Source organism: Enterocloster clostridioformis (genome assembly GCF_020297485.1).
Classification (GTDB): Bacteria; Bacillota; Clostridia; order Lachnospirales; family Lachnospiraceae; genus Enterocloster; species Enterocloster clostridioformis.
In genome coordinates, this window is record NZ_JAIWZC010000001.1 from 862,380 (window position 1) to 880,615 (window position 18,236).

General features: G+C 48.2%; 17 protein-coding genes and 1 pseudogene. All 18 read right to left on the reverse strand.

What is annotated here, in order from left to right; genetic code table 11:
• Positions 1–50: 50 nt before the first annotated feature.
• Positions 51–341: a 50S ribosomal protein L27 gene (rpmA, locus tag LA360_RS04150; protein ID WP_002567613.1), complete on the reverse strand. Its 291-nt coding sequence runs from the start codon at positions 339–341 to the stop codon at positions 51–53.
• A gap of 3 nt (positions 342–344) precedes the next feature.
• A complete protein-coding gene (locus LA360_RS04155; RefSeq protein ID WP_002585238.1) occupies positions 345–683 on the reverse strand; it encodes a ribosomal-processing cysteine protease Prp in 339 nt (112 codons plus the stop codon).
• An 11-nt stretch (positions 684–694) separates the two neighbouring features.
• A complete protein-coding gene (rplU, locus tag LA360_RS04160) occupies positions 695–1,003 on the reverse strand; it encodes a 50S ribosomal protein L21 (protein ID WP_022200565.1) in 309 nt (102 codons plus the stop codon).
• A gap of 270 nt (positions 1,004–1,273) precedes the next feature.
• A complete protein-coding gene (locus LA360_RS04165; RefSeq protein WP_112482657.1) occupies positions 1,274–1,918 on the reverse strand; it encodes a hypothetical protein in 645 nt (214 codons plus the stop codon).
• A gap of 132 nt (positions 1,919–2,050) precedes the next feature.
• A complete protein-coding gene (locus LA360_RS04170) occupies positions 2,051–3,490 on the reverse strand; it encodes a TrkH family potassium uptake protein (RefSeq protein WP_002585240.1) in 1,440 nt (479 codons plus the stop codon).
• A gap of 13 nt (positions 3,491–3,503) precedes the next feature.
• Positions 3,504–4,859 carry a Trk system potassium transporter TrkA gene (gene trkA / locus LA360_RS04175; protein WP_022200567.1) on the reverse strand — a complete coding sequence of 452 codons (1,356 nt, stop codon included), beginning with the start codon at positions 4,857–4,859 and terminating at the stop codon, positions 3,504–3,506.
• 35 nt (positions 4,860–4,894) lie between these two features.
• The gene (locus LA360_RS04180; RefSeq protein ID WP_057572700.1) at positions 4,895–6,052 is read right to left on the reverse strand and encodes a ribonuclease E/G; all 1,158 of its coding nucleotides are present in this window, start codon (positions 6,050–6,052) and stop codon (positions 4,895–4,897) included.
• Positions 6,052–6,807 (reverse strand): TIGR03936 family radical SAM-associated protein, encoded by a 756-nt coding sequence (locus LA360_RS04185; protein WP_022200569.1) that lies wholly within the window; start codon positions 6,805–6,807, stop codon positions 6,052–6,054. Before LA360_RS04185 ends, LA360_RS04180 begins: the two co-directional genes overlap by 1 nt.
• A gap of 5 nt (positions 6,808–6,812) precedes the next feature.
• Positions 6,813–8,681, reverse strand: a complete 1,869-nt coding sequence (locus LA360_RS04190; protein WP_022200570.1) for a TIGR03960 family B12-binding radical SAM protein — start codon at positions 8,679–8,681, stop codon at positions 6,813–6,815.
• Positions 8,682–8,925: 244 nt separating this feature from the next.
• Complete coding sequence (locus LA360_RS04195) at positions 8,926–9,531, reverse strand: beta-galactosidase trimerization domain-containing protein (protein ID WP_225537302.1); 606 nt, start codon at positions 9,529–9,531, stop codon at positions 8,926–8,928.
• 29 nt (positions 9,532–9,560) lie between these two features.
• Positions 9,561–10,310, reverse strand: a pseudogene (locus LA360_RS04200) (beta-galactosidase); the annotation flags it as partial.
• 16 nt (positions 10,311–10,326) lie between these two features.
• The gene (locus LA360_RS04205) at positions 10,327–11,109 is read right to left on the reverse strand and encodes a carbohydrate ABC transporter permease (RefSeq protein ID WP_057572968.1); all 783 of its coding nucleotides are present in this window, start codon (positions 11,107–11,109) and stop codon (positions 10,327–10,329) included.
• A 19-nt stretch (positions 11,110–11,128) separates the two neighbouring features.
• Complete coding sequence (locus tag LA360_RS04210; RefSeq protein WP_022200574.1) at positions 11,129–12,001, reverse strand: carbohydrate ABC transporter permease; 873 nt, start codon at positions 11,999–12,001, stop codon at positions 11,129–11,131.
• Positions 12,002–12,352: 351 nt separating this feature from the next.
• Positions 12,353–13,381, reverse strand: coding sequence for a tyrosine-type recombinase/integrase (locus LA360_RS04215; RefSeq protein ID WP_112481459.1), 1,029 nt, complete (start codon positions 13,379–13,381; stop codon positions 12,353–12,355).
• Positions 13,368–14,357, reverse strand: coding sequence for a tyrosine-type recombinase/integrase (locus tag LA360_RS04220; RefSeq protein ID WP_057572797.1), 990 nt, complete (start codon positions 14,355–14,357; stop codon positions 13,368–13,370). The genes LA360_RS04215 and LA360_RS04220 overlap by 14 nt, the downstream gene beginning before the upstream one ends.
• A complete protein-coding gene (locus tag LA360_RS04225) occupies positions 14,354–15,325 on the reverse strand; it encodes a tyrosine-type recombinase/integrase (protein ID WP_057572796.1) in 972 nt (323 codons plus the stop codon). Before LA360_RS04225 ends, LA360_RS04220 begins: the two co-directional genes overlap by 4 nt.
• Positions 15,326–16,000: 675 nt before the next feature.
• A complete protein-coding gene (locus LA360_RS04230; protein WP_057573010.1) occupies positions 16,001–17,152 on the reverse strand; it encodes an IS91 family transposase in 1,152 nt (383 codons plus the stop codon).
• Complete coding sequence (locus LA360_RS04235; RefSeq protein ID WP_112482659.1) at positions 17,145–17,996, reverse strand: tyrosine-type recombinase/integrase; 852 nt, start codon at positions 17,994–17,996, stop codon at positions 17,145–17,147. The genes LA360_RS04230 and LA360_RS04235 overlap by 8 nt, the downstream gene beginning before the upstream one ends.
• Positions 17,997–18,236 lie beyond the last annotated feature (240 nt).

Sequence of the window (18,236 nt, forward strand, 5' to 3'; positions counted from 1 at the left end):
CCTGTGGTGTGAAAAAGAGCCCCATACGCTAAGTATGGAGCCCTTCGAAATTATTCGTTGATTGCCCTTGGGTATACAGAAACCTGCTTTCTGTCTCTGCCCTTTCTTTCAAACTTAACAACTCCGTCTACTAAAGCAAATAAGGTATCATCGCCACCCCTGCCTACGTTGTTGCCAGGATGAATGTGGGTTCCGCGCTGTCTGTACAGAATGTTGCCAGCCAGTACGAACTGTCCGTCGGCTCTCTTAGCGCCAAGTCTCTTGGCCTCGGAGTCTCTACCGTTCTTGGTAGAACCAACACCTTTCTTATGAGCGAATAACTGAAGGTTCATCTTTAACATGTGTTACACCTCCTTAAACTTCACGTTAATATATGATTTCCCATAATCCCTCTCAATATTCTGAAGTCCTAGAATAAGAGAGTTCATCAGGAGTTTTGATTCAGGACTTATCTCTGAAGTGAAACGGAATTCAAATGAACCGCTCTCTCCCGCCCCGCCTTCAAATCCATCTTCCGTAAATGCCTCCACTGAATTAAAAAAGTTAAGAGCCAGGGCTGAAACCGCCGCGCAGATGATATCCTCACCCTCCCCGGCATACCCGGCATGTCCCTCCATCACAATCCCTGTGTATACAGCATTGCCTGAATCCGTGGAATTCTTGAATACGGTTGCTTTAATCATATCATTTACAATTAAGCGTTGATTTTTTCAATCTTTACCTGGGTATAGAGCTGTCTGTGGCCGTTCTTCTTGTGATAGCCGGTTTTTCTCTTATACTTGTAAACGATCACCTTTTTAGCCTTACCTTCCTTCTCAACTGTTGCTGTAACAGTTGCACCGGAAACGGTTGGGCATCCAATCTGCAGCTCGCCGTTATTTACTGCCAGCACCTGGTCAAATGTTACGGTCTCGCCTGCGCCTGCGCCCAGTCTCTCTACCTTAATGACATCGCCTTCTGCTACCTTGTACTGCTTTCCGCCTGTTGCTATAATCGCGTACATGAAAGGCACCTCCTATTATCATTACTCGCCAGCTTCGGTGGCCTGCTTTTTTCCTGGGAATACTGGCAGACTCTTACAACCCCGCTGTGCGGCATACTGGTATATCATATCATTTTCCTTTTCCGATGTCAACCGGAATTTCCATATTTTTTTATTTATATTTTATCATCTTTGCAGGCTTTTATGATGGACTTTTTTATGATGGACTTATGTAACAGTTCAGAGGAGGCGTCCCCAAACGAAAAAACGGTCGTGGTTTATAGGCCGGATTCAGTCCGGCACCCGCTCTATTGACCCGGCATCAAAAAGCTCCAGATACTGCCCGTTTGCGATATTGACCGTAACCGGCTCAAACAATGCAGCGTATTCATCTATATAGTCATAATAATATCTCACATCATTATACAGGGCGTAATACCCGCTGCCGGAGGTAAGGGGCGTGATGCGGTATGTCCCCGGTTCCATATCCCGGCCCGCCTTGTACATGCCGGTGGTCCCCGGGGTGATGCCCGCCCGGTCCGCCTCCACCGCGTATCCTTTCGTGATTACCAGATGCTGTCCCTTATATAGGGAAATCAGTCCGTGGTGCTGAAACTGGAAGGTTCCGATGCGCCGAGCATCCGTATCATCCTTATATAAGGTAATGGTGCAGGTGGAATAGGCGTTCTGCTCCGATGTGTCCTCCGTAAAAACCGCATATTCTCCCGGCAAAATGTCCTCACCGATAACATAGCTTCCCGGTCCATAGACGACCGCATCTTCCGAAGACTCAGCCCGCTTTCTCTCCCCTGTCTCCATTATCCTCTCTGTATCCTCCGTCTCACCGGCCCATGATACGGCCGGATATGACGAAGCCAGGGAGAGTGCCAGTATCAGGGCGCCGACGCCCTTTGTGCCTTTTTTGAATCTTACCAATCCGTCCCCTCCTTCACGATGATTTCCATATGCGCAAAAAGCGTAACCCATGGATTTCTTATGGAAATCATACCCCAGAGGCCCGGATTCGTCAATAAAAGTCACTGTTTTTTCACTTGCATTTCACAAATCTCAACTGCGTTTCCATGTTCCCGGAGACAGGAGCACCAGCATGGGGAAAAGCTCCAGCCTTCCGGCCAGCATATCGAATATGAGCACGGTCTTGGACAAATAGGACATCATGGAATAGTTAGAGGACGGACCCACCACGGACATGCCGGGACCGATGTTGTTTAAGTTGGCGGCCACAGCCGAGAAGGATGTCATGAAATCATAATTGTCCAGACTCACAATCAGGATGGATATGCCGAATATTATGAAATAAACAATAATATAAGCATTAAGGGACCTGAGGATATTATGCTCCAGGGGCTTTCCCTCAAACTTCAGCACCTTCACGCTGCGGGGATGAATAACCGATGCCATCTCCTTTTTTATTTCCTTAAACGCAATCATGACACGGGAAACCTTCATGCCACCGCCCGTACTGCCGGCGCACGCGCCGATAAACATGATGAGCAGCAGGATTGTCTTGGAAAACTCCGGCCAGCTGTTGTAGTCAATGGTGGAGTATCCTGTTGTGGTAATGATGGAGGAAACCTGGAACGCCGCCTGATGGAATGCCATAAACAGGGACGGAAACAGATTCCGGATATTGATGGTGATGAGCAGGATAGCAATGGCCACCACGGCCAGATATCCCCTCAGCTCCTCACACCGTCCCGCATCCTTGGGCCTGCGTATGAGCAGCAGGTAGTACACATTGAAATTCACGCCAAAAAGCAGCATAAAAATGGTGATGACAGCCTGCTGGTACACCGTGTAATCCGCCTGTCCTGAATTACGGCAGGCAAAGCCTCCTGTACCGGCTGCTCCAAAGCTCATGCATATGCTGTCGAATAAAGGCATTTTTCCAAGCAGCAAAAGGATCATCATGACAATGGTCATGCAAAAATATATGGAGTACAGCAGTTTTGCAGTAATTCGGATTTTAGGCACCAGCTTTCCCACGGAAGGGCCCGGGCTCTCCGCCCTCATAATATGCATGTTGTAATCCCCTGCCATGGGCAGAATCGCCAGGATGAACACCAGAATTCCCATACCGCCAATCCAGTGGGAAAAGCTTCTCCACATCAGGGTGGCATGGGACATATCCTCCACCTTAGGGATAATACTGGAGCCTGTGGTGGTAAAGCCCGATACGATTTCAAACATGGCATCAATGATATGGGGAATCTCTCCGCTTATGACAAAGGGTATACACCCGAAAAAGCTCAATACAATCCATCCCAGGGAAACCGTCACAAATCCTTCCCTTGCAAAAAACATCTTTGTGCATGGCTTCTTCCTGGTGCACAAAAAACCCAACAGACCGCAGACAACCGCAACGCCCAGATAGATGAAGCCGATGCTTTCCCTGTAGACAACAGCCGTAATGACAGGCAGAGTCATGAAAATGGCTTCCATATTCATGATCCAGCCCAGCATATAAATGATTATACTTCGATTCATATCCCGCCCGCCTTTATATTAAGATATCCTTCAAATCATTAAGCCCTGTATGGGTGGTCACAATGATGACCGTGTCCCCAGCCTCCAGGGTATCCTTGCCTCGTGGCATGATAATGCGGCCGTTGCGGTTGATGCATGCCACCAGCAGGTTATTCCTGGTCCTCAGCTTCTCCAGCGGAATCCCCAGCACAGGCGAATCCCCCCTCACTCTGAATTCCAGCGCCTCGGCCTTGTCGGCCACGATTTTATACAGTGTCTCTATGTTGCTGCCCATGGAGTTCTGCATGGCCCTCACATACTGCAGGATGATGTCGGCCGTCAGCATCTTGGGATATATGACGCTCCCCAGGTTCAGGGAGTTGATAACATTTTCAAAGGCTATTTTGTTAACCTTGGTGATCAGCTTGGCCCCGGACTGGCTGGCCGCATATAAGGACAGCAGAATATTTTCCTCATCAAAACCAGTGAGGGAGGCAAATGCTTCTGTCTGACGGATGCCTTCTTCTAAAAGCAGCTTCTGGTCCGAACCATCCCCGTGTATGATCATTGCATGAGGAAGAATCTCACTTAAGATCCTGCACCGCTCCTCATCCTGTTCAATAATCTTAATTTTTATCTTGGTATCAGCCAGAGCCTTGGCCAGATACACGGTCAGCTTTCCTCCGCCCACAAACATGGCGGAATTAACCGTGTTGTTCTCAATTCCTGCTTTGCGGAAGAAATCAGCACAGTCTGCATGGGGCGCAATAAAGGATATCTTATCTCCGCCTCTCATCTCAAAGTTGCCGTCAGGTATCACTACATTATCCCCGCGCTCCACGGCGCAAATCAGTACATTGCTCTTTAACCGGCTCACCACATCCATTACCTTCATCCGGTCCAGAATGGAATCCTTGGGAATCAGGAATTTGAGAAGCTCAATCCTACCCTTGGCAAACAGCTCAATCTTGATGGCATTGGGAAAACGAAGCAGCCTGGCAATCTCCCTGGCTGCGGCCAGCTCCGGATTGATGGCCAGAGAAAGGTTCAGTTCTTCCCTGATATAGTTGATTTCCGCTGAGTACTCGGGATTGCGGATACGGGCAATGGTATGGCAATTGCCTGCTTTCTTTGCAATCAAACAGCAGAGCATGTTAAGCTCGTCTGAATTGGTGGTGGCAATCAGCAAATCCGCTTCCTTGATTCCCGCCTCCATCTGCACCTGGTACACGGCCCCGTTTCCGGTAACGCTCATGACATCCGTGCTGTCTGAAATGGATTGGAGCGCTTCGCTGTCGCAGTCAATCAGTGTAATATCGTGGTTTTCCCTGTTCAGCTGCTCTGCCAGTGTGGTTCCCACCTTACCGCAGCCTACAATAATGATTTTCATATTTCTTCCCCTTTATCCCCTGTGTATTGTCATATTCAGACCTGTTCGTGGAGCGGCCTTCTCATTTTCTTTCTGGTGAGCTCCACCAGGTTCAAAGCCGTCATGTCCACCACCGTGGTCTTTACCGGGTCTTTTGAAACAACATCTCCCAAATGGGCAAGAAGGGCCTTCCTGTCCTCTTCCCTTTCCATATCAATAAAATCCACAATGATGATGCCGGAAAGGTTCCGCAGCCTCAGCTGCCGTCCAATCTCATCCGCGGCTTCCATATTTATCCTGCATATGGTGTCCTGCATGTTTTTCCTGCCTGAATACTTTCCTGTATTCACATCAATGACCGTCATGGCTTCTGTGGGCTCTATGACCAGATATCCCCCGGACTTAAGCCATACATTCTTCCCCAGCGCCTTTTCAAAAGCAGTCTCCAGACTGTAAAGCTTGCTAAGTGGCAGCAGGCTATCTTCATAAAGGGTCAGACGGTCCGCGTCTTCCTTCTGGTACATTTCCAGGTACGCCCCCAGCTCCCTGTGATACTCAGGAACATCTGTAATAATTTCTTCCAGGGTCCCGCAAAAGGAATCCCGTATGGCCGCTATATATCCCGGCAGCGCCCTGTAAAGGCAGCTGTAGCAGACCCGGCATGCAGCGTCCGCCGAAAGTCTTTGCCATGTCCCCATCAGCTCAGCCAGTTCCTCCCGCACAATGCGGTCTTCCACCGTAACCGCGTTGGTCCGTACAATAACGCCCAGGTCCTCCGTCCCGGCCAGGTCACATTCCAGAAGGGAGTGAAGCCTTGCCTTATAGGAGGCATCACGGATTTTCGCAGAAAAACCGATTCCGGTCTTTCCCACAGTCAGCACACAGTACCGCCCTGTAAAGGAAAGACGTTCCGTAACCACCGGGGCCTTTGTCTTTACAGCATCCTTGCTGACCTGCACCACCAGCTCATCGCCGGTCTTAAGCCGTTCCGGCTTCCAGCGCTCCTGCAGGCTGTAGTATCCGGTGCATCCCGGTCCTATGTCAATAAAGGCGGCATTGATATTGCTTACCACCTTCTGTACTTTGCCAATATAGATATTGCCCAACAGGGAGTCCGCGGTATCCGGCTCCAGCATAAGCTGGCTTACCTTTCCATCTGATACCACGGCCGTACAGACCTTATCCCCCCGCCGGGTCACTACTAATTTGTCCATTATCTGATTTCCTCACCCAGCTGTTCCAGAGAGATAAAGGAGTGTATACCGGCTTCCTTCTCAGCCTCAGAGGCCCTGTCTGTATATACTTCTTCCCGCTGCACCATAAAGGCAAAGGGCGGGCGCTCCTTCCCCAGGAACCCGTAATACGCATCCAACACCTGTTCCGGTTTCACATTGGCAGCGCTGCCCGTGGATATTTTCATAAACAGGCGGGGCCCTTCCATTTCACCATCCCCCTCGGGACAGATGCTCAGCCCATAAACCAGGGGCTTTAAGTCCATCTTCTTTTCCCCGCGCTTGGTTTTCTTTGTCACCATGACGCTGGGACGCTCAAAAAAGGCAATAAGCCCCTGAAACCACTGTTCCTTATCCATGTCCTCAGGCTCGTATCCCGGCCTAAAGGCCAGGGTATAATCCCCGGCCCCGACTATGGACATGGCATTGGCCGCATCATCCGGCAGAATCCGGTAGCTTACGATCTCAAAGCCCTCTGACATCACCTCATTCAGACATCTCTTCATGGTTTCCGAATCTTTGGTAGAGGCCGCCTCTATGTCCACATATTCCCCGTTGCTGGTAATTCCCACTCCCAGGGGCGCCGCAAAGGACATGATCTGGTGTGGGGAAAATCCCCCGCTGTAACAGACATCCACATCCGCCCTGCGTATGGCCTTCTGGAAGTAACGCATAACGTCCAGATGACCGATGAATTTCATTGTTCCATATTTTCTGAATTTAATTCGAATTTTCATTTGTCCTATTCCTTTACGGTTTCATAACAGACGCCGCAGCCAAAATCACTGGCTCCGCAGCCTGAACATCTCTGACGGCAGTTAGGCGTCACTTCTTCCTTCACGGCATGGTTCCACTCACGAATCAGGAATTCCTTTGACACGCCTGCATCAATAAAGTCCCAAGGGAACACCTCGTCCAGACTTCTCTCCCTGGTGGTATAAAACCCGATATCCACGCCGCAGGTCTCAAACGCCCGCATCCACACATCATTTTTAAAATACTCAGACCAGGAGTCATAGATGGCCCCTGTGCGGTAGGCCTCTTCTATCACCGCGCCGACCCTGCGGTCGCCTCTGGCCAGCACTCCTTCCAGCACGGTAAGCTCTGCCTCATGCCAGTTATATTTAAGGCTCTTGAAATTCTTCATCTCACGGAACTTGCCGCGGACAATATTGGCTCTCTCAATGAATTCTTCCTTTGTACACATCCTGGCCCACTGAAACGGCGTGAAGGGCTTCGGCACAAAGAAGGAGGAGCTGGCCACAATCTGTACTTTTCCATTTCTCTGGTCCTTGGGAATATCATAATATGCTTCCGCAATCTTTTCAGAAAGCAGCGCGATTCCCTCCATATCCTCCACGGTCTCCGTGGGAAGACCCAGCATAAAATACAGCTTCACCCGGTTCCACCCTGACTCAAAGGCATCGGCGGCTCCCTTCAGAATCACTTCTTCGGTCAGTCCCTTGTTGATGACGTCCCGCAGCCTCTGGGATCCCGCCTCCGGCGCAAAGGTCAGGCTGCTCTTTTTCACATCCTGCACCTTGCTCATGACGTCCAGTGAAAATGCGTCGATACGCAGGGAAGGCAGGGATATGTTCACGCCCTTTCCCTTGAATTCGTCAATAAGGAAATTGACCAGGCCCTCTAACTGGCTGTAATCGCTGGAGCTTAAGGAGCTTAGGGATATCTCCTCATGCCCCGTGCTCCTCAGCATGCCGTAAGCATAGTGCTTCAGATATTCCAGGCTGTGCTCTCTGAGGGGCCTGTACACATCCCCGGCCTGGCAGAACCGGCAGCCGCGGATACAGCCGCGCTGAATCTCCAGCACCACCCTGTCCTGGGTCACTTTGATGAATGGCACCAGCGGTTTTTCGATATAGCCCACACTGTCAATGTCCGTTACGATTTGTTTTGTAACCACCGGCATGGCATGTTCATTATTTGGCCGAAAACATTCAATGGTCCCGTCTTTCTTATAGGTCACATCATAAAAAGCCGGCACATAGATGCCCGGTATCTCTGCCGCCCTTTCCAAGAACTGCTTTCTGGTGCCGCCGGCCTTTTTATTTTCCTTGTAGCGGTCCATCAGCTCAAAATATACGGTTTCACCCTCTCCGATATAAAACAGATCAAAAAAATCGGCCAGCGGCTCCGGATTGTAAGCGCAGGGCCCTCCTCCAATGACAATGGGGTCATTCTCCGTTCTGTCACAGGTATGAAGCGGAATCTGTGAAAGATCCAGAATCTGAAGTACGTTGGTATAGCACATCTCGTACTGAAGAGTAATTCCCAGAAAATCAAAATTCTTTACCGGCTCCTGGGTTTCCAGGGTAAAGAGCGGTATCTTATTCTCCCTGAGTATGGGGTCCAGGTCCGTCCACGGGGAATAAACGCGCTCGCAGTAGATGTCCTCCCTGTTGTTGAACATGGAATACAGAATCTGAATGCCCAGATGGGACATTCCGATTTCGTAGACGTCGGGAAAGCACATGGCGAAGCGGATATCCGCTTTCTTTGGATCCTTTACACGCATGTTGACCTCGCCGCCAATGTAGCGGGCCGGCTGCTGTACCGATAATAATATCTCATCACTTAACGCTAATTTTCTCATGACTGCCTCTTTTTTCTTTGATTTTACGGGCTTTTTTGATAGATGAAACGAAACTGTTTCCATATTCCGTATAAAACATCATTCTGAATAATTATACGGTATTTTCGTGTGCGTGGCAAGGTGTTTTTCGTTCTCTCCTACCGCTTCTCTCTGACCGTTTACCCATTTTCCAAATTAGATTATCCAATAAAAAACCTGAAAACATGTTTCCCGCAACATATTTTCAGGCCTTTTAACATCTGTTTTACATCTTCCTATCCTCAATTTTTCTTTTCAAAATCAAAGTTCCAAAAGGCTCCAGCATTTCCCCCTTCTCACCCAAAATCTCCTCTCCATAAAGCTTCATTTCCTTTATCTCCACTGCCTCACTGTGAAAATTCTGAACAAACACATACTCCGTATCCCCGGACTCCCTGGAACACACTTCCACACTCTCAGGAATCTCCCCAGCCACAATGGGAACCACCCCGGCCGTATCAGCCAGTTCCTTAAGCAAATCGTCATACAACCTCTGTTCTCCGTCCGCCGCCACATAGCAAACCGTCCCCCGTCCATAGCAGTTCTTTGTCACAGCCGGCGTTCCGCCATAAAAGTCCTCCCCGTACACAAGTAGCGTCCGGGCGTTCCACACATCCAGAATCTCGTAGAGGTTTGCACACGCATATCCCTTTTGTCCCTTACTTCCTGGTTCACCATTTTTCCCGGAATCCTTTTTCCACTTGTTCTCCGGCACCATAACATTCGATTCCCCATCATAAAGCCCGTCAATCTCTTTGCGCCTAAGCCCAAGCATATCTGTAAGCCCATAAGGAGTCTTACCCAGGAAACACCGGTCATTCTCATCAACCACACCGGACCAATAAGATTCTGGTAATCATACATTAGATTGGTGGTAATGGGTTGGGTAATTCCCCCTTCCTTTAAAGCCCTGATTTCATTCTCCGCGAAATCCGCCGTCTGCTCCGTGATAAACCGTTTCCAGTCCAGCGTCAGGCCGTGAAGCTCCTGTTCTCCTATAGAAGACGGCGGTTCCACCTGTTGGAAAGACTGATATCTGTGGCTCCAGAACGTTGTACACCATTTCTCATTTAACTCCTCAATGGTCTTATATCTTCTCTGAAGCCACTCTTGAAAGGCTGCCTTGCACAGTGCACAATAACAGGCCGGTTGTCCCTCATACTCATTGGAAATATGCCATAAGATTACAGCCGGATGCTTATGAAAACGCTCTGCCAGGGCTTTATCGATAGCTCTTACCTTTTCCCGGTACACAGGCGAGGTATAACAATGATTATGCCGTTTTCCAAACAAAAACCGCACCCCGTCCTCTCGCACCCGCAGCACCTCCTCATAAGCGTCCGCCAGCCACTTAGGTCTTGCCCCGGAAGGAGTTCCCATAATCACGGAAATCCCATTTTGGTACAGATTGTCCACAATCCTCTCCAGCCAGCCGAACTCATACCTCCCCTCCTCAGGCTCCAGCACTGACCAGGCAAACATGCCGACAGTCACCGTGTTGATTCCCGCCGCTTTCATGTATTCAATATCCTTCTCCAGAATATCCGGACGTTCCAGCCACTGCTCTGGATTATAATCCCCTCCATAGAGGACTTTTCCCTGTTTCATCATAATAAAAACTCCCTTATTACTTAATAGCGCCAGTAATTCCTTCTGCAAAGTTTTTCTGCAGTACAAAGAACACAACAGCCGTAGGTAACGTGGTGATTAACACCGCCAGCATCAACATCCCATAATCCGTAGTATACCCTGCAGTCAGGCTGGAAATCATCATGGGCATGGTCTGGGAACTTCCCTTGGTCATAATCACCTTGGGCCACAGATAATTATTCCAGGCATTCATAAACGAAATCGTAACCGCCGCCGCATAGGTTGACTTCATCATAGGAACAAACATGCGGAAAAAAATCTGAATCTCACTTAAACCGTCAATTCTGGCCGCCTCAATAATCTCCCCGGGAAAAGACTTAGCTGCCTGCCGAAACATCATAATCAGCAAAGGCGCAGACAGAGAAGGCAGAAGAAATCCCAACGTGGAATTCAAAAGCCTCGCCTTGGAAAACATTTGAAACAGCGGCACCATAAGGGCCACAAACGGCAGCATCATGGTCATAAGAATCACCGTAAAAAGCCTGTCTTTCCACTTGTCATGGTAGATCTCAAAAGCATATCCGGCCAAAGAACACACGAAAAGGGACAGTACTGTAGTTAAAACCGCGTATTTTGCGGAGTTGAAGAAAAACTTCCACACATTCTGAGAAGAAGTAAGGTTTAAATAATTCCGAAACAAATTTCCTCCTATAGTCAGCTTTCCCGCAACCACATCCACGCTCCGATTGGTAGCCGCGATCACCATCCACACCAACGGAAAAATCGAGATCAGAGAAGCAATGTTCAGAAATCCATACATAAAAAATATTGTACTCTTTTTAGTCACGGCCGTCACCTGCTTTCATTTGAACCAAGGCAAGAAATGCCACCATAATCAGTATCACAAAAGACATTGCCGATGTATAACCAAAGTTTGGAACGCCCTGAAAAGCTCTGTTAAAAATGTAATGAGACATGGTAATGCTGGCATTAGCCGGTCCTCCCATGGTCAGATTCACCGACTCGTCAAACAGCTGAAGCGTACCATTGGTGGAAGTAATTAAAGTCAGAAGTATGGTAGGCTTTAACAGAGGCGCGTTAATCTTAAAAAATGTCTGAAACATGTTGGCTCCGTCAATCTTGGCCGCTTCATAAACAGAATACTCAATGTTCTGAAGCCCGGCAAGATAAAACACCATATTGTACCCGGTCCACCGCCAAATCAGCGCAATAATAATCACAATCCTGGCGCTGGCGGGGTGAGACAAAAAGTTATAACCGGTCTCCAAAATTCCCTGCTTTACCAGCACCATGTTCACAAACCCGTCATTGGCAAACAGGGATCGGAATATAATGGCATATGCTACCAGGGATGTGGCACAAGGCAGGAAAATGGCTGTTCTGAAAAATCCTATAAACCGCAGTTTCGGATTATTTAACAGGGAGGCAAAAGCCATTCCAAGAACCAGCATAATAGGAACCTGGATAATCAGATATAAAAAACAGTTCTTGATGGACTGGATAAACACCTGATCCTGAAAGATCCTGATATAGTTGCCAAACCCGCACCATCTCATGTTGGTTCCCGTCCCTGTTTTAAACGATATCAAAAGTGCCTGAATGGCAGGTACAAAACTTAAGACCACAATCAGCAGAACCCCTGGAGCCAGAAAAAGCCAGCCTGTAAACCTTTGCTTCTGCTGCAGCGTCATTCCTTTTTTCTTACTCTTTCAGGAGATAGAGAAAACGGAGAAAAAGCTGCGTTGGACGGAGCAAGAGGAAAAACGCCTTATCCATCAGGCAAAGGCGCTTACCCGGATTGAAGCTGCTGTTCCATCAGGACAGTACCCGTCAGCTTATGGAAAAAGTGTTCGCCGGAAACGGCTATTTTGGAGGACAGGACGCAGGCCGGGAACGGCCATGATTGCTTCCAGAGCCGCAGCCCGTGGAACTACCCCTCTGAAAGAGGGCGCATTATCCGAGATTTTCAATTATCCGAGGAAATTCATAAAAAGTCCCATTCGTAAAGGCTTTCAAGAAGATTTCCTCGGATAATGTAAGCGCTATTTCAGGAAGTCGGGCAACGGATTCTCCTTTTTCTGATTAGCATGAGTTTCCTTTTGATGGGAAAACCATTTCTCGTTCCAATCCCGGATATGCCTGTTCACTGCTCCCTGTGAAAGTTCAGCGTACCGTTCCGTTGTGGAAATCGAGGAATGTCCGAGGAAATTTTTGATTGCCACAATCGGAACACCGGCCTCTAACATATGTGTGGCGGTTGTGTGCCTCATGGTATGCGGGGTATAGCTTTTCTCCAAAAACATTCCCGGATGCTCTGCCCTTGCGATGGCGATATATTTTTTGTAAATCTCCTCAATGCAGGAAATAGTCATCTGTGGATGTGTCTGGCTGGAAAAGATATAGGCTTCCAACTGTCCGGCATGGCCTGTTTCCTCCAGATACCGTTTCAGGAGAATTCCACTGGGTTTGGCAAGCACAATCCGGCGTGCCTTGTTCCCTTTTCCTGTGACCGTCAGCTTATAAAGGTTTTTCTCCACAAAAAAGTCCCTGACTTTCAGGTCGCAGATTTCCTGCGCCCTCGCACCGCTGGCATACATCAGGTTTAAAAGAACCTGGTCACGCAGTCCCAGACGTTTTTCGGGATCAGGGAGCCGGAGCAGGGCTGACACCTCATCAAGGTAAAAGGCAATCCTTGGCTGTACGGATTGCTTTTTTGCAGGAATTCTCCTGACTGCGTTGGCAAACACCGTCGCAGCTTCAAAATTTCTGTTCTGTGCATAAGCGGCAAAAGAGGAAAGTGCCGACAGCCGGAGGTTCCTTGTAGACACGGAGCAGCCCCGTTCTGTCTCAATCCATTTCAGGAACCCATCAACTGTCTCAAAATCCAGATCCCGGAACCGGATCTCACCAGCCTCTTTCTTTTTCGTCTGGTAAACATACTGGAACAGAAGCCGGAAAGAATGTTTGTATGACCTGACGGTGTTCTGGGAAAGCCCTGATGAGAGCGGCATGTATTCCGTAAAAAACTGCTCCAGGAGAAGCATGAATTCAGGGAGTTTATTTTTCCTCACAGGCCACCTCCGTGAATACGCCGACGGCATACTCCTCAAACAGCCCCGAATATTCAGGGAACATGTCCCCGCTGAATTTCAGGTATTTCTCCGTCTCGTCCATGTCATGGTGCCCAAGATAGACAGATAAAAATGGCACGGAATCGTCTGCCGGACGCCCATTCTTCTCAGCCCGCGCAAAGGAATGAATGGCGAAATAATGGCGGAAGCAGTGGAGGCACTGGCCTCTGGAATGGGGTTTCCCAGGTACATACAGGCCGGTTTCCCGCAAAAGGTTCCTGAACCGTAAATCAAAAGTCCCTTTGCTGACGGCAGCCCCCTCGTTTCTGGATGCCGGGAACAGGTAGCTTTCCGGGTCTGTCCTGATGCCCATTGCAATGCAGTACCTTTCCAGAATCTGCGTCAGGGTCTGGTCCATCGGGACGGCACGCTGCTTGTCATTTTTTGCATGGCGGATCAGGATGGTCCCGGCATGGAAATTCACATCCTTTACTTTGGCGGCAAGCGGCTCGCCCAACCGGAACCCGCACCCAAGGAGCATCCGCAGCAGCATACAGAACTCCATGTCCGTCTGGCGGGTTTTCGGGTCTGGATGCCTGTCAGCCCATTTGTCAGCACCTTCCAGAAGCGTCTGTATCTCATCGTCTGAAAAGATGTACGGGACATAGCTGTCTGATGTTTTGGGGCAGTCAGGCATGAAAACACAGTATCCCTCATACCGGAGATACCGCAGGAATTTGCGGAGATAACTCACCTTGTCGCTGACCGTTTTTGGGGCGTTTGCCTGATGGAGCGCCCTGATCCATTGGTTGATAAACGTTTCCGATATCTCTTTGGCATTTTCTCCTGCCAGCAGTGAATCGAATGAAAGCAATACTCTGTGCGTATTCCGCAAGGTATCCTTGCTGATTGTCCCTTGGCTGATTTCAATATATTCTGCAAGCTCATTTTTGAAAATGGATTGAAATTCTTTCATGACAGGCCCCACCTCCCCTCCAGGAATGCGGCAAAGATGCCCGTCGCCTCCATGACCGGGAGTGCATACCCACGGAGCTGTTCCAGATCAAGTCTGGCATAGGAGCGGATGGCGTTCTGGTCTGTATGCCCAAGGGTTTTTCTTACTGCTTCATAAGGGATGTTGTCATTGACCATGGAGCTTGCAAGGGATGAACGAAAAGCATGTGCTCCCTGTTTGCGCCCGTCCGGGTCAATCCCGGCTGCCGCTATGGCAGTCCTTACAATCTTAGTGATTGCCTGCACGGAGATATGGCTGTATGGAGGGACAATGCGGAGGAACACATATGGACTGCCATGACCGGCACGTTCTTCCCGCAGATACCGCTCCAATGCGGTTTTTACATCGGGAACCATGGGAAATTCCATGGCGATTCCGGTTTTATGCTGTGTAATCCGAATCAGGTTCCTGTCAAAGTACAGACATTCAAGTGTCATGGATGAAATATCACCGCTCCGGATCCCCAGCCGTGTCGCAAGGAGCAGGGCTGCATAATCACGCTTCCCATGTGGAGAATCCTGGTTTATGCTGCTCTCAATTTTCAGGATTTCCTCTGTGGTGTAAACCGAGGGGTATGGCTGCGGCCTTTTAAACCGAGGGACGATACCGCTGTAATCCCTGTCGGTATAGCCGGACTGGTAAGCATACCGGAGGAATGTCCGGATGTGTGAAAGATACCACTTGCTACTGATGGTCAGGCAGGCAGTCCCTATATTCCGGGCATTCATTTCCTGCGGTTTCATACAGCCTGTTTCAGCCATGGCGGATAAGAAGTAGTGCCCAATCTTATCATGCAGATGGATAGAGCTTTCCCGAAGCCCCCTGCGCCACCCATCTTCAAGATACGTTCTCAGGAAAGCATCCATCTCCGGATTCAGTTCCTGATACCTGCACAGTGTAGGTGTGTTTTCATTTGTCTGTTGATTCATGGTTATGGTTAAAGCCTCCTTTTTGTTTGATGACTTTAATGTACCATGCGGGTAAAACATTATCCGAGGAAATCTTCTTAAAAGCCTTTACGAATGGGACTTTTTATGAATTTCCTCGGATAATTGAAAATCTCGGATAATGCGCCCTATCCCAGAACTCGGATAGGGCGCAATTATACACCACTTAGGGAAGTGGTGCATTGCGCCCTGCCGGGGGCGTCCTGCGGACAGCAGATGATTTCCGCAGATTTTCAATCTGTTCCAATCATCACAGGGGAAGCTGCCCTTCCCCTGCGCTGGCTTCGCCAGCTACCCCATTGTGGCTTTGCCGCCCGAAAATCTTTCAGAAAGCGTATTCCATTTAGCAAGTTAAAGCTGTATAATAGTGTCAGCGATAAATTCTTTAGGTTAGAATCGATGATGGGGTAAACGAAAAAGCAGTTTTGGCATTCCAGTGAACTGCCCCTTCGTTTACACCATTTTCGATTTGACCTAATTGAACAAAGTGAGCGTCTGGGTAGCTGTTGCTTATGGACTTTCAATCTTTTTTCTTACCCATGATTATACAGGATTTCCCATGCAGAAGCTACAGAAATCAAGTGTTTCCAGATAAATAGGTACGACAACAAAACCTCAAACTTTGAGGCTTCAGAAAACGTATGAAAGAATAAGATTTTAACATCTTTGTGGTATTCGAAGCTGTGGTTTTCCAAGATGACCACCGCAGGATTTACATACACAAATGTTTATCCCATAAAGCTGTTTCAGTATTTCCGGCATCTCCTTATTCCGGAGCTTCGAAAGATACTTTTGGCATCCAAGGAGATTCCGGCATAAAGTGAGCTTCCTGTGTTTGCTGCGGGTACAAAGAAGTCCGTAATGCCGAATCCTGACAAAACGTTTGGGTGGTACATGCATCAGAAAACGCCGTATAAATTCAACACCGGAAAGTGTCAGTTCTTTCCATTGTCCTTTATTCCGGTAATCCTTGACAGAAAAAGTAACATTTTCATCGTCCATACGGATGATACGGTGATTGCTGATGGCAATCCTATGGGTATATTTTCCAAGGTAATCAATCACAGACTGTGCACCGTTAAAAGTTTTCTTGCAGCAAGGAATCCATTCTGTATCATAACAGGAATCCATCAGCTCTTTGAAAGCATAATGATTACGATATTTTTCTGCACTTCCATGGAACTCAAGCTGATCTGTATTCCAGAGATTTTTCAGCTCATCCATATATTTCCCGCGGAAGACTTTAGAGATAGCCCATATGGGAAGAAAAAACCCCGTACCATTGTCTTTCCACTCGTTTTTCGGTGTCAGACCACCGCCAAGCAGTATTGTATGGATATGTGGATGAAAGTTCATTTCAGTTCCCCATGTATGCAGGATGCAGATGTAACCAACAGAAGCGCCAAGGTGCTTTGAGTCAGCAGTCAGTTCACGGATTGTAGCAGAAGCCGCATGATACAGGGTGTCATATAACAGTTTCTGATTATTGTAAATGACTGGGTTCAGAATATCAGGAACTGTAAACACCAGGTGGAAATAAGGTGCATCAAGCACATCCTCCCTGCGTGCATCCATCCACATTTCCTTTGGAACAGCCTGACACATGGGACAGCAACGATTACGGCAGGAGTTGTAGTGGATATGAACTGCACCACAGTCTTCACATACGCTGACGTTTGCACCATAAGCTCCCGTTTTGCAGTTCAGGATGTTCCGGGCAACTTTTGTCTGTTCCGGAGAAGGGAAATACTTTTCGAGGTATGCCGGATAAAAACACCGGAAAATATCCTGGACGGTGGGCTTATTCATAATCAGCACCTTCTTTCCTGTCAAAGGGGCTTTGGATTCCCATGATAGATTTGTTGCTGACATGAAGATAAACTTCCGTGGATTTTGGGTCACGGTGCCCAAGCAGTGCCTGAATATTTTGCCGTTCTACGCCCTGCTCCATCAGATGAGTTGCAAAGCTATGGCGGAGACAGTGCGGGGACGCTTCCTTTGGAAGTTCAGCATCAGCTACTGCCCGCCGCATTACTTGCTCCAGAGTACTGACTGTCAGGTAATTGCCGGTAAATTTATTAGGAAACAGGATGCCACGTGGACGTCCTTTTTCAAACCAGTATTGTGTAAGGATATCCAGACAACGCTTAGACAGAATGGTATAGCGGTCCATCCTGTTCTTCGTATCCCGGACATGGATCTGCATATTTGAGCGGGAAATGTCATCATAATGAAGATGAATTACTTCAGAAACCCGCATGCCGGAAGAATACATGACTGCAAGCATAGCCTTATATTTGATATCGTCAACAGCGTCTAACAAACGGTCAATTTCATCAGCAGTCAGTACAGTCGGAAGCCTGTGTTCTTGGATCATACGTGGAACTGTGATATCATCCCAAAGGATATGCAGGACATTCCGATAGAAAAAACGGATAGCTGAATTATAAAGGTTCAGAGTTGTGGCTTTTAATCCTTCTTCTTTTTTTGCAAGCAGAAAAGTCCTGACATCCTGACAGGTAAGTTCTTCAGGACACTTGCCCTGATATTTCAGAAAGTAAGAGACATAGTTTTTATAACAGTTGATGGAACGTTCTTTGAGGTTACGGATTTTTCCGGCTTCCTCAAGCTGTTCTAAATATTTTTCATACATAATAAAATCCTCCATATAAAATCAGTAGTCATCAAAAACACTGCTTTATATGGAGGTGCATTTGGGTCATAAAACCGCTTGCCAACCAAGCGGAAGGGTGGTATTCTTTTCATAGGCAGTGGGAAGGTCGATCCTGTTTGATTGTTTGGTTGTGGTGACTTAACAATACTACTTTTAGGACTTGCTTTCCACTGTTTTGTTATAGAAAACAGAAAATCGCTATGCCACAGCCTTGGCAGG

Bases quoted from the DNA above. Each gene is read 5' to 3' on its own strand.
- rpmA (WP_002567613.1), bottom strand. From the start codon at position 341: ATGTTAAAGATGAACCTTCAGTTATTCGCTCATAAGAAAGGTGTTGGT.
- LA360_RS04155 (WP_002585238.1), bottom strand. From the start codon at position 683: ATGATTAAAGCAACCGTATTCAAGAATTCCACGGATTCAGGCAATGCT.
- rplU (WP_022200565.1), bottom strand. From the start codon at position 1,003: ATGTACGCGATTATAGCAACAGGCGGAAAGCAGTACAAGGTAGCAGAA.
- LA360_RS04170 (WP_002585240.1), bottom strand. From the start codon at position 3,490: ATGAATCGAAGTATAATCATTTATATGCTGGGCTGGATCATGAATATG.
- trkA (WP_022200567.1), bottom strand. From the start codon at position 4,859: ATGAAAATCATTATTGTAGGCTGCGGTAAGGTGGGAACCACACTGGCA.
- LA360_RS04180 (WP_057572700.1), bottom strand. From the start codon at position 6,052: ATGGACAAATTAGTAGTGACCCGGCGGGGGGATAAGGTCTGTACGGCC.
- LA360_RS04185 (WP_022200569.1), bottom strand. From the start codon at position 6,807: ATGAAAATTCGAATTAAATTCAGAAAATATGGAACAATGAAATTCATC.
- LA360_RS04190 (WP_022200570.1), bottom strand. From the start codon at position 8,681: ATGAGAAAATTAGCGTTAAGTGATGAGATATTATTATCGGTACAGCAG.
- LA360_RS04205 (WP_057572968.1), bottom strand. From the start codon at position 11,109: ATGTATGGATTTCTGAACATTGCTTCTCTGATCTCGATTTTTCCGTTG.
- LA360_RS04210 (WP_022200574.1), bottom strand. From the start codon at position 12,001: ATGACGCTGCAGCAGAAGCAAAGGTTTACAGGCTGGCTTTTTCTGGCT.
- LA360_RS04220 (WP_057572797.1), bottom strand. From the start codon at position 14,357: ATGAAAGAATTTCAATCCATTTTCAAAAATGAGCTTGCAGAATATATT.
- LA360_RS04225 (WP_057572796.1), bottom strand. From the start codon at position 15,325: ATGAATCAACAGACAAATGAAAACACACCTACACTGTGCAGGTATCAG.
- LA360_RS04230 (WP_057573010.1), bottom strand. From the start codon at position 17,152: ATGAATAAGCCCACCGTCCAGGATATTTTCCGGTGTTTTTATCCGGCA.
- LA360_RS04235 (WP_112482659.1), bottom strand. From the start codon at position 17,996: ATGTATGAAAAATATTTAGAACAGCTTGAGGAAGCCGGAAAAATCCGT.